Annotated in this window: 8 protein-coding genes; 2 read left to right on the top strand and 6 right to left on the bottom strand. The window is 46.4% G+C overall.

Features of this window, described 5'->3' with window-relative positions:
- The first annotated feature begins 171 nt into the window (after positions 1-171).
- Positions 172-1,479, top strand: coding sequence for an NtaA/DmoA family FMN-dependent monooxygenase (locus BBD42_RS22455; RefSeq protein WP_099521754.1), 1,308 nt, complete (start codon positions 172-174; stop codon positions 1,477-1,479).
- A 424-nt stretch (positions 1,480-1,903) separates the two neighbouring features.
- The gene (locus tag BBD42_RS22450) at positions 1,904-4,300 is read left to right on the top strand and encodes a binary toxin-like calcium binding domain-containing protein (protein ID WP_172455586.1); all 2,397 of its coding nucleotides are present in this window, start codon (positions 1,904-1,906) and stop codon (positions 4,298-4,300) included.
- A gap of 298 nt (positions 4,301-4,598) precedes the next feature.
- Here BBD42_RS22450 and BBD42_RS22445 read toward each other — a convergent pair whose 3' ends face one another.
- The 6 genes from BBD42_RS22445 to BBD42_RS22420 form a co-directional block, all read right to left on the bottom strand.
- The gene (locus BBD42_RS22445) at positions 4,599-5,693 is read right to left on the bottom strand and encodes a prephenate dehydrogenase (RefSeq protein ID WP_099519946.1); all 1,095 of its coding nucleotides are present in this window, start codon (positions 5,691-5,693) and stop codon (positions 4,599-4,601) included.
- A 4-nt stretch (positions 5,694-5,697) separates the two neighbouring features.
- Positions 5,698-6,795, bottom strand: coding sequence for a histidinol-phosphate transaminase (hisC, locus tag BBD42_RS22440; protein WP_099519945.1), 1,098 nt, complete (start codon positions 6,793-6,795; stop codon positions 5,698-5,700).
- Between the two features lie 141 nt (positions 6,796-6,936).
- Positions 6,937-7,698 carry an ABC transporter ATP-binding protein gene (locus tag BBD42_RS22435; protein ID WP_099519944.1) on the bottom strand — a complete coding sequence of 254 codons (762 nt, stop codon included), beginning with the start codon at positions 7,696-7,698 and terminating at the stop codon, positions 6,937-6,939.
- Positions 7,699-7,708: 10 nt separating this feature from the next.
- Positions 7,709-10,060, bottom strand: coding sequence for an ABC transporter permease (locus tag BBD42_RS22430; protein WP_237163195.1), 2,352 nt, complete (start codon positions 10,058-10,060; stop codon positions 7,709-7,711).
- Complete coding sequence (locus BBD42_RS22425; RefSeq protein ID WP_099519943.1) at positions 10,020-11,324, bottom strand: MFS transporter; 1,305 nt, start codon at positions 11,322-11,324, stop codon at positions 10,020-10,022. Before BBD42_RS22425 ends, BBD42_RS22430 begins: the two co-directional genes overlap by 41 nt.
- A gap of 178 nt (positions 11,325-11,502) precedes the next feature.
- Entirely contained in the window at positions 11,503-12,138 is a 636-nt protein-coding gene (locus tag BBD42_RS22420) for a TetR/AcrR family transcriptional regulator (protein ID WP_099519942.1), read from the bottom strand.
- Positions 12,139-12,315: the final 177 nt, after the last annotated feature.

Genomic DNA, 12,315 nt, shown 5'->3' with positions numbered 1-12,315 from the left:
GATAATTATGCATATTGAATTTGTTATTTGTGTATTTGAATCTGCTTGAATCCTTGCTAAACTAAAATTCGATAATGAGAATCATTATTATAAAAAAAGCCATAAGAGCCTAAGTGAGACCGGAGGGCTTTTTTAGGAGTAAATCTTTTTTCACAAGAAAGGTTGATTGTATTGACTGCAAATAGAACATTATGTATTGGTCTATCCTTAAATGCAACTTGGACGAAAGGCGAGGGCTGGCGGCAACCAGATAGCGAAGTAGAAAAAATGGGATCCATTGATTATTACATTAATTGGGCAAAGATGGCGGAGAAATCAAAACTCGATTTTCTTTTCAGAGCGGATTATCTATATGTCAGCCCGCAGATGATTGGCGATACCGCTAGTTATGGCAGTCCTGACCCTACTATGATGTTTGCTGCCATTGCCCGTGAAACCGAGCGAATCGGTCTCGTTACAACCATTTCTACGACTTTTAATCCGCCATATGTGGTTGCAAGGCAGCTTCAGTCTTTGCATTGGCTGAGCAATGGGCGCGCTGGCTGGAATATTGTAACCTCTATTGAAGGGGCAGAAAATTTTGGCGATTCCCCAATGCCTTCCCCACAAGAAAGATATGCAAAGGCAGTGGAGTTTACGGATGTTGTACGCAAGCTATGGGACAGTTTTCCGCAAGAAGCCATTGTTATTGACCGCAAGTCCGGCATGTTTTCTGATAAGGATAAAGTGACTGCCATTAATCATTCCAGTGAATTTTTCAGCGTAAAAGGCCCTCTTACTTTACCTTCTCATAAATCGGGAACGATTCCTTTATTTCAAGCCGGCGCTTCCGATATTGGGCGAAATTTCGCCTCTTCTGTAGCTAATGCTATTTTTGCGGCTATGCCGGATGTTGAGTCAGGAGTGGAATTAAGAAATGATCTGAGAAGCAGAGCCGCAGAGCATGGACGCGATCCGAACGCCATTCGAGTACTGCCAGGCTTATATTTTTTCCTAGCCGATACACACGAAGAAGCGCTGGAATTGCATAAGACTGCGCATGCGAATTTAAGTATTGAACGCAGACATGCCTCTCTGAAATCGGTGCTAGGTCTTGATATAAGCGATTTGCCTTTGGATCAACGCGTAACTGCCGAGATGCTTCCCAATCCTAATCAGGCCGTCCGCAGCCGGACACATGCTGAGCTGCTGCGCCGTTATATTACAAAATATCAGCCTACAGTGGAAGAGGTATTGGCAAGGCCGGAGGTTGTAGGCTCTGCCCATTGGGTATCTGTTGGAACGGTTGAAACGGTGTTAAACGATATTATTGAACGATTTGAAGCTGGAGCTATTGATGGATTTATAGCCCTTCCAGGCGGTTCAGAAAAATCTATGGAAATATTTTTTGAACAGCTGGTGCCGGAATTGGTTGAAAGAGGCTTGTTCCGAAGCGAATATACGGGAAGCACACTGCGTGAGCATTTGGAGATTACATAAACCATTATTGATCACTATTGCGCAGGCGTGCGACAACGATTATCAGCCCATATTTTAATATAATCCAATATTGTACCAAACGGACTTATGCTAATAAAATGGAACCTATACGCTCGCAACTAAGCAGCCCGCCGATGTTGAAGTATTGCAGAATGGTCTCGATGGAATGCTAGGATGGAATGCTAGCGTTTGCCGATTTTTGCGATGTCCCTCCTCTTTAAAGTGCTCCTTGTCTATGGCAGATGTTGTTCAGTCGAACGCCATCTATCACAGACAAGGGCGCTTTTTTTATATTTTCATGAGGCTCTTATGTCGAAAATATTTTCATAATCATTTTTAATTAAGAACCATAATATGACATACTTTTTGAAATTACCCTGATATTATTACCTCGTATCTTATCTTAAGTATGAGGAGTGAAAAAATGAAAGCAGAAAAAAATGCAGCAGAAACCGGGAGCACAGGGTTTTCCAGCTTTGGTTTAGTCGGTTTTTATTTTAGGAGCACAGCCTTCAATGAGCTCTTGTTAATTACACAAAACAAGGACAGCAATTTATCATTAGAAAACACGCAGTTATCCTCTTTATGCAATATAGACAACGAACAGGTTCAATCGGCCAGATGGCTTGGCTTCATTAAACCCCCAAAAACAGATGAATATATATTTTACACCCCTTCTAACCAGGATATTATGATTCAATTGGATCAAGCAACCGTCGAGCTGGGGAGCAGCGTAACACTGGAGCAAGATAAAATATATTCCCTTCGAATGGAAAGCCGTTTTGCGGAAAATACAACCACTACCGTTGCTTGCGAACTATATTGGTCTTACTCTGGGCAAAATGAGCTTATTTCTGAAAGCTGCTTGTTAGCACCAGACTACAACAACACCGTATTTTTTCCTCAAACAAGCTTGTTTGGCGACGTTGCTGATGAAACAACTGATTCAGATCAGGATGGCATACCGGATGATTGGGAAATAAATGGATATGCCTTTATACAACCCAATATTGTCAAGTGGGACGACGCTTATCAAGGAACCTACCCCAAATATGTATCAAACCCCTATCAATCCCATACCGTTGGTGATCCATACACTGATTTTGAAAAAGCTTCGGAGCAAATTGACAAAGCGATTTCCAAAGAAGCATGGAATCCTTTAGTTGCTGCCTATCCTGTTATAGGCGTGGGCATGGAAAAGTTGATATTATCGTCGAATGAAAATTTTACTACAACAGAAAACCACACTACCGGTAACAGTAAAACAGAAGCAAACACAGAAGGATCAAGCTTTGAAATAGGTAAAAATAAAGATGGATTTTTTGGCGGAATAACCCCCAATTACTCACACACTACGTCAACCACCAACACATCCGAGGATAGCTCCGGAACGACAACGATGATTAATAAAGGGGACTCCGCTTACCTCAATGCCAATGTAAGATATTACAATACGGGTTCAGCTCCCATGTACCAAGTAACCCCAACTACAAACTTTGTTCTGGATACAGATACGATTAAGACCATTACAGCTCCACCGAGCAATATTGGCAACTCTTTAACGCCGAACTCTACTTATCCTGCATCAGGTCAAAATGCGATCGCCTTAACTACTGTAGATGGCTCTGAGCCTATTACTATTGATTATGACCAATTGACCAAATTACAGAGCGGAGACAGCTTAATTCTGGAAACCACACAAACAACCGGCTTATTTGGAACCTATGAAAATGGTACGTTCGTCACACCGGATACGAACGTATGGGACCCCTATATTGTCCAAATTAAAGCTTCCTCGGGCAGTTTTATCCTTGATACGGGAAGTGAAGTGTTTGAAAGATCGGTAGCAGCAAAAGATTATTCGAACCCGAATGACTATACGCCGGCCATTACAATCGGAGAAGCCATTTCTATTGCATTCGGTGCAACTACGCAGGATAATTTAATCTATTACAAAGATGTACCTATCTATGAATCAGCTGTGGAGCTTATTTATGACGCGGATACCGCAACAGATATTCAAGAACAATTAGAAGCATCCGAGTCGAATAACATATACGACATGAAATTAAAGCCGGGGATGAATATTCTAATTAAATGTCCTGAAATTTATGATAATGCAAATGGTTCATATGATAATAATGTATTTGATTGGTCTTATACGTATTCAGGGCAAGCTGGGATAGAGGGAAAAGGATACAGTACAGGCGGTACCTCCTACGGAGATTGGGAAAATTTGGTTATAGAACAGAACACAAGATATATATTGAGTATTTATGTAAAAGGTTTTGATGCTTTTGAGCATCAAGTGAAATTAGGGGTTGGGAGTGGGGACATTTCTACATTTACTCATATTCAAACCTATACGGTAAATAATGAATGGCAACGACTTGAACTTGAATTTAATCCAGCTGTAGATAATTCTAAATTCACGGGAGTTGCAATACAAAGTATAGATCGCAGTACCATTTATTTTGATGATATAGCCATTACTAAATTAAATCCTGAAATCATAATAACCGAAGATACTATAAAGGCAGCTCATACAGTTAAGAGTTGGAATATAGATGAAAGTGTTAATTATGTTGATGGTGTTTATCTGCATGTTGAACCAGATTATGTTTGTGAGTACAAGCTAGTAGCTGCTGATGAAGATCGAGGTACCCATCCGCGATATGCACCAGATGCCAGTGGCACGCTTTATGTGAATTATACCGAATATAATGCAGGACATGGTTTTTCTGAAAATACTCATTCGTTGGTTTATGCAGTATATCCTGGGCTTAGTCCCGTGCTGGTCGCGGAATGGGTTCCAAGTTAAACGCAGCCATGTGTATTCAAAATAGGCAAGGACAAAAAAAAGACCGCTAAATTAGCGGTCTTTGCTCATTTTCGGAGCAATTAGTTTTGGATAGGAGTGGAGAGAAACCATACTGTACTTTTATTATATGTATACGCTTCCAATCTGTCAATAAGCGTTTTCATTTTTCCGAGATTTATTTTGAAAACGCTTATATGACTCCTTCCAACTAACATCATTTGCGCGGCAATTACATATGTCCCTAAATCAAAAAGCCCCGCAGCAGCTCGAAAGCTGCTGCGGGGCCAAATTGCTATTTTTACTGATGAACCGCAAAGCCGGCATCCGCAAGCACAAGCTGAGCCTGATCCAAATCCTCCTGCGTGCGGAAGGACAGCCTTAGAATGCCTGGAACGTCCTCTCTGCTCTCAATAATATGGATGTTGCTCAAATTAATGCGCTCCTTGCCGAGGTCGCTGGCGATTTTCCCGATAATGCCGGGATGATCGGGTACGTCGACATAACAATCATAAATCGAATGCAGCATGCCCTTGCGGCGCTCAGGCAGCTTGCTGCGGAATTCGCCCGCTGTACGGAACGCTTCCTCTATGCCTTCGCCATCCTCCCGCTCCAGCAGGTCCGCGAATGTTGCGATTTCTGCATTCCAATCCTTCAGCAGCTTTAGCAGCACGCCTTTGTTATTAACCAAAATGTCGCGCCATACGACCGGGTCGCCTGAGGCGATACGGGTAATATCGCGGAACCCCCCTGCTGCAAGCGAAGCATACAGCTGATCCTGCTCATTGTAGCCGCGAATCTGGTTGACCAGCGCAACTGCAATCATATGCGGCAAATGGCTGATCGCGCCCACGATTTCATCATGCGACTTCGCGTCCACACTGACAATATGGGCTTTCGTCAGCGCAAGCAGTTCAATGAGCTTGTCCAGCTGTCCCTGCGGCGTCGACGCGTCGGGCGTGAGAACGTAAAAAGCATTCTCGAACAAATGGGTCGATGCTGCTTCAACGCCCGAGCGCTCCGATCCGGCCATTGGATGGCCGCCGATAAACGAAACGCCCGGCTGGCTTTCCAGCCTGCGTCCGCATAAGGCAACGGAAGCTTTCGTGCTGCCGACATCCGTCACAATACAGCCCGGCTTCAGCGGAAGCTGGCTCAGCTCATCTACATACTCCTCCAGCTTGCCTACAGGCACGCAGAGGAATATGAAGTCAGCGTCAACAGCCGCCTCTCGAACAGACGTCGTTGCTGAATCGACGACGCCTCGATTGACATATTTCTCTGCGGAGGACGCCCGGTTTGAATAACCGACAACCGTTACATCCGGCTTGCCCTTAAAGCAAAGAGCAAGCGATCCGCCAATTAATCCTACGCCAAAAATCGCTATTTTCACCATAACCTTATGACTGCACCGCCACTTCCTGCAAAACCTGCTCCAAAGCAGCTATAAACTGCTCATTTTGCTGCTTGGTGCCTACGCTGACCCGAATATAAGTCGGGTAATACGTCCAGCGGGATCGAATAATAAAGCCTTTGCGCAGCAGCGCATCAAAAACCTCTGGAGAAGGACGCTTGACATCGACCATAATAAAATTGCCATGCGCCGGATAATAAACAAGGCCAAGCCGGTCAAACTGCTCAGCAAAATAAGCGATGCCCGCTGCATTTTCCTGCACAACATGCTGAATAAAAGCTTGATCGGACACGGCCGCTTTCGCCGCTGCCTGTGCGATTCTCGATGTATTAAACGGCTCCCGCACCTGATTAATGAAGCGAAGCACGTCCACGTCGCCAACGCCATAGCCAATACGCAGCGCAGCCAAGCCATAAACCTTCGAGAACGTGCGCAATACGATCAGATTCCGGTAGCTGCTCAGCAGTTCAATGCCGTTCGGGAAAGCAGGATCTGTTACTAGCTCGCAATACGCCTCATCCAGCACAACGAGCACATGGCTCGGAACCTGCTGCAAAAAGGAAGTCAGTTCCTCCTTCGTCACAATCGTGCCGGTCGGATTGTTCGGGTTGCAAATCCAGATGATTTTCGTACGCTCTGTTACCTTCGCCAGCATTGCAGGAAGATCATGCTTGCCCTCCTTCAGCGGCACCTCGATGATGCGAGCGTTCTCAATTTCGGCATTATGCTTATACTGCGGGAAGGTCTCGTCCGCCATAATCGTTTCGTCGCCGGCAACAAGAAATGCGCGGGCCAGCATTAAAATAATTTCACTGGAGCCTGTGCCGAAAATCAGCTGCTCCGGCTTTACGTTAAGATGGTTTGCAAGTGCTGCTGCAAGCTCAATGCTGGCGCCATCAGGATAAATATTCGTTTGGTTTATTTCTTCCAACATTGCCGCTTTAGCCTGCTCGGAACAACCATGTGGATTTTCATTGGAAGCCAGCTTCGTAACTTCAGTTAGCCCAAGCTCTCTCTTCACATCTTCAACCGGCTTGCCAGGCTGATAGACAGGGAGATGTAAAATATTGTTTTTTGGCTGCATGCTGCCGATCACCTCTTCTTAATATATCAACACATTAATTGATATATAAATATCAATTGCATAAAGCTTATTGTCTCACATCTTGTCCCGCTTTAAAAGATGTTCTATTGCAATTGATCGCGCCTGCCCCAAAGAAAAAATCTAAAATCCCATCTCAGCAAGCCAAGATGACAGTTTTGCCTCCCGCTCCTTCAATTCGGCCTGTCCGAGCTGGCCAAGCCGGCGTTCGCCAACGATGCATCCGTCCAACATAAATAGCACACGCTGTGTTTTGGCAGCTACCTTCGCATCATGGGTTACCAGCATAATCGTCGTCCCAGCAGCGTTCATTTCCGCTAAAATATCCATGACCTCGTCACTCGCCTTGGAATTTAGCGCCCCAGTCGGCTCATCGCCAAACACCAATTGCGGCTGGTTGATGAGCGCTCGGCAAATGGCCGCCCGCTGGAGCTGTCCTCCAGATACTTGCGACTTGTCCGCATGCGCCAGCTGCGCAATGCCTGTCCGCTTCATCAGCTCGCTGGCGCGCCTGTTGATAGCAGCGCGGCTCTCTGCTTTCGCCATATAAGCGGGCAAAATAATATTGTCGAGCAGACTGAGATTTTTCAAAAAGCCGCTCTGCTGAAAAATAAATCCCATCTTGCTCAAGCGAAGCTGAGCCAAACGCTCTTCGGATAGACTGCCGATCTCCTGCCCTTGTATGGCAACGCTGCCGGACGTCATTTTATCCATCCCGCTAATGATCTGCAGCAGGGTCGACTTGCCGCAGCCAGAAGGCCCCATTATGGACACGAACTCGCCTGCCCGCAATTCCAAATTCACATTTTTCAGCACAGGCTGTTCATTATTTTTGCCTAAGGAGTAGCTTTTGCTAACCTTTTTCGCCTCTAACACATTTGTCATCACGATGCCCTCATTTCGAAAATAATTTTGCTGCGCCTGCGCCTTTACCAGCTCCCGTTACGGCTAAGCTGCTGAATAACGTCGTTATGATTACGACAACGATAAGTGCCAGCGGAATCCATATGTAGGCCACAAGCGGATTTACGACAAACGCGACGCGGGCTGCGCCCATTAAGGACATCAGCACGCTGACTGCGCCCTGCCCAAGGGTTCCCGCTGCTGCGGTGCCTAACACCATTCCGGCCAGTAATACGAGCAGCGAGCGGATGATGTATTGCAGTCTGATCTGTTTTAAGGAAAATCCAAGGCTTCTCATAATGACGAGGTCGGAAGCGTCTTTCACAATTAGCATGTTGAAAAATAAAGCGGTAATCAGTATCGCGATTACAAGAGCTGCTGTCGAGGTGAGCGCCGTTATTTTTTGCAGCTGGCTTATGGTGGAGCTTAACGTCTGGGACAAATAATCTTCCATAAACGTCACCTTTGCCGGATGAAAGGCCGCTGCGTATTCCGCTGTTTTCTCACCAATGGCAACGCCCGGCTTTACATTCAGGCTGACCATGTACCAGAGAACGGACTCTGCTTCGTATGGCAGCAGCGCCTTCGCCGTCTTGCCGCCATTGGTCACATCCTGATAAATGCCCGAAATCTTCAGCTCTCGTTCTTTCCCGGCTGCGAGAAGCGTAAGCGTGTCGCCGAGCTGCTTGCCGCGCTCCTTCGCATGGAGGTAAGAAAGAGCCATTTCATCATTTTGAACAGGAGCAGCCCCGCTTAAATAGGCTAGCGGGAACAGCGAAAAATCGCCCGTTTGCACGCTCACATTTTCATAGATGCCATCCTCGCTGCGCAGCTTATAAGAGCTCGTTACGAGCGGCGAATACTTTTCCACATCGCAGTCGTTTTGTATATAGGCAAGCATTTCGTTGTACCGCTGCGCTGCGTCGCTTGTCTGCCGCATATCGATTTGAATATCGCTCCTCCCGGCTCCCATATAGGTTATAAAATCAGGCGATTTCAACGTATTCAAAAAATTGGCCGGCACAATGATGAGGAAGAAACAAAGCGTAAATACGAGGCCCAGCAAACCAAATGTTCTAATCCGGACCAACACATCCTGCATGCCGACAAATAGATGGACAGGGATAACCCGGCTGCGATGGAGCTTCAACAGTCCTGACATCCGTCCTTTGGCCGAAGTGCTGCCTGAACGAAGAGCTTCAACGGCCGATATTCGCTTAAATCTCCGCAAAACGAAGCGGCAGAACAACATCACTAGCAGAAAAATACAGACTGCTCCCAGCAAGGGGACGATGTAGCTTAGCGCACTTTTTTCAGCTGTGCCCATAAATAGGCTCCTATTCGCTATGAAAGCCCGCTCTGTAAAGAGGGACAGCACATACCCTGCCAAACTAGCCAGCAAAGCGATCATCCGATATTTCATTAAATAAAGCCGGCGGATATGATCTCCAGCCATCCCAATCGCCTTCAGAACGCCAATCTCATAAATATCCTCCTCCATCGCGGCAAGCATCGTGAACCGCAGGCAGAGAAAGGCAATCGCAATTAGCAGCAAGCTGGCTAAAAAAATAACAACGGCCGCAACGCCGTCGGTCAGCGCATTCAATAAACGTAATTGGGCGGATGTAATGGCGGGTCCTTGGTGGGGAAGCCCAGATGATTGATAAAGCTGTTCAAATTCGCTAGTTCGCTCCCCATCATGCAGCAGAAATTCGATCAAATATTCTTTATCAGTAAAATGGCCCTTAAGCGTCTCCCAATCCAAATCGCTCACAACGAAACGCTTCGAGCTGACAATAGACGGATTCATCTGGGCATCCCTAACAAAATCCGCTATCGTAAAAGCCATGCTAAAGGAACCCTTGGCAATCCGCATCGTATCCCCGATTTCCAGCCTCTGCTGCTGCTTAAAATAAATCGGCACCGCTATTTCGCCTGGAAGCACATCCAGCCTGTTATTGGTTAAATCAAGTAAAAAATCAAACGCGTTGTTTTGCTTTACAATGCTCATTTCCATGACGCTGCCTGCCTCTGACTCACCGCTCTCGCCAAAATAAACATGGGCTGGCTCAATAGAAATCATCTCGACCGTTTGCTGATCCTTCACTAGCTTACTGCCGTTTGCAAAAGCCTCTATTTCCCGCTGGTCGATTTCCCCGGCATGCATTTGGACAAAATGGGGGACGGCCGCTTTCTCAAACCAATTATCCACCGAACGGAACAGCTCCAGCAGCATGCTTGCACTGCTTGCCACGAGCAGCGAGGAAATCATAATAAATAAAAATAAAATGGCAGTAATCAATTTATTCTTTGCGATATCTTTTCTCCACATCGTTCCTAGCATCTTGCTCTTCCTCCCCTATTTGATTTTGATAAAATCTCTTTGTAAGCCAAGCTGTCAAGAGCAGGGCTGCGAACATAAGCAGGGCAGGAATATACACCTGTAAGCTGAACATTTCAAACAGCTCGCCGTATACGATTTGCCCAACAGGAGCCGCTATTTGGGCAACCGCCATAATAATGGCCATCACCTTGCCAAGCAGCTCATTAGGTGTCTGCTTTTGCACCCGGGTCAGCACAAAAATTGAAATCATCGTCAATGCCATCGCGATGGGAACAACGCTTGCCATAAACAGCATATAAGCTGGATAATAGCCGAGCCCCAGCATCCATGGCGTCAGCGACAATGACATCGGCAGCAGCCATGCGGCCATGACGAGCAGCCACCGGTATAAGGTGCTCATTTGCATTTTTTTCGCAAAAAAACCAATCGTCAGTGCGCCCAAAATCGTGCTGCATTCCACTATGCCCATGCCAACTCCGTAAAGCGTATCGCTGCTTTGCATCGTAACCCGCAAAATAATCGGCCCGCCTACAACGAAAAACGGCGTTAAAATAAAATTGAGCAGCGCCGCTAATACCATCGCTTTCAAGATCGGGCGCCGCTGGACTACATAGGCCATTCCTGCTTTTATATCGGCTGCAAGCGTTGCGACGATATTTCCCTTCTGCTCGCGTTTCACAAACGGGATTTTAATAAATAGCTGCATGAGAGCTGACAGCAAAAAAGCGATACCGCTTCCGATCATCAATGTGTGCAGGCCAAGAACACCATACAAAATGCCGCCAAGCACCGGGGCAGCCATTTGGGCCAAAGCGCCGATGCCATTCACCATTCCATTGGCCTGCTCTAGCTGGCTCTTATGCACCAGCTGCGGGATGCTCGCCTGCACAGCAGGCTGGTACATTGCGCTGATCAGCGAAAGCAGCACCATCACAATACCAATAACAACAACGGGCGCGTCGCCTGCTGCCAATAGGAGCATGAAGCCCAGAACGACGATGCCGCCTCCAAAATCGAATAAAACGATTAAATTTCGGCGATTGAAGCGGTCAGCGATGGCCCCGCCAATTGGCGACAGCAGCAGCGGGATGCTGGACACCGCATAAAGAGTCCCATAAATATCTGCACGCCCTGTAAGGTCTAGCGCATACAGCGACAGCCCAAAGCGCAGCAGCGCGCTGCCCAGAATGGAAATCATTTGCCCTAAAATAAGCAGCTGAAAGCTTCGCGTGAACGGCACCCTTTTTACGTTATTTTGTATCATTTCCCAGTTCCCCTTTAACAAAAATAAATGGATTTATTTTATAGACTGACCGTCAGTCTATTAAGTTCAAAAAAATAAGCCAGCATCCAACTGTCCCCCGCCATTTGGCGGTTTCGGAATACTGGGCACGCTAACAGCTCGCCTGCAAGGCGGGACTCGGGTTCGGCAATAAATCAGGTCATTCCCCGTTCGTCAGCATTTCAAAAATAAAATCAAAGCTGCCTTTTTTCGCGCCTAGCGTCGTTTCCATCACATGAATAAAAGCTTTCGCCTTCTGGATGATTTCCGCTGGCTGCCATTCGAATAAACCTTCATCGAACAGAAAAGTGGAGGATACGATTAAAAATTCCACCGTCTCCTGCGGAAATTCGGTTTGAAAAATATGCTCCTCAATGCCTTGCTCAATGACTGCTGTTAACACTGGCGTCAAGTGAATAATTGTCTGCACGAGGCTTTTCTGATGCATTTCTGCATTGCCGACCTGATGGAATTGCTCAAGCAGCTGTTCCTTACGGTCACCATGCTTAGGCTTCTGAGCCATCAAAATTTGAAATAATTTGACCAAGGTCGGCAGCTCCGGGTTAGAGGCTATGTCCCTTGCAGCGGCCACATCCACTGCGACGATCCGCATAATGATCGCATCCATAACTTCCTCTTTGGACTTAAAGTAATAATAAAACGTCCCCTTCGCAATGCCAATCTCCTGAAGGATGTCATTGATTGTCGTTTTATTGTAGCCCTTTGTATAAAAAAGCATTTCTGCTGTATCTAAAATTTCATTTTTGCGTTCTTCCGGGTCTTTCAGTATACGCATCGTCCGCTTAGTCGCTCCTCTCTATAGACCGTCGGTCGGTCTAATGCTAGTATATGTCATTATTTATGTATAATCAATCTTATTTTTGAGATGACACAAGCGTAAACGGCTTTCGCCGTCCTCTGGCGGCATCCTTTCTATTAGACGCCATCGGTTTGGCGAAACGTATAGAGAAAG

The organism is Paenibacillus sp. BIHB 4019, assembly GCF_002741035.1.
GTDB lineage: Bacteria > Bacillota > Bacilli > Paenibacillales > Paenibacillaceae > Pristimantibacillus.
Note: the sequence above shows the minus strand (reverse complement) of the source record. Positions and strands in the feature narration are given on the sequence as shown.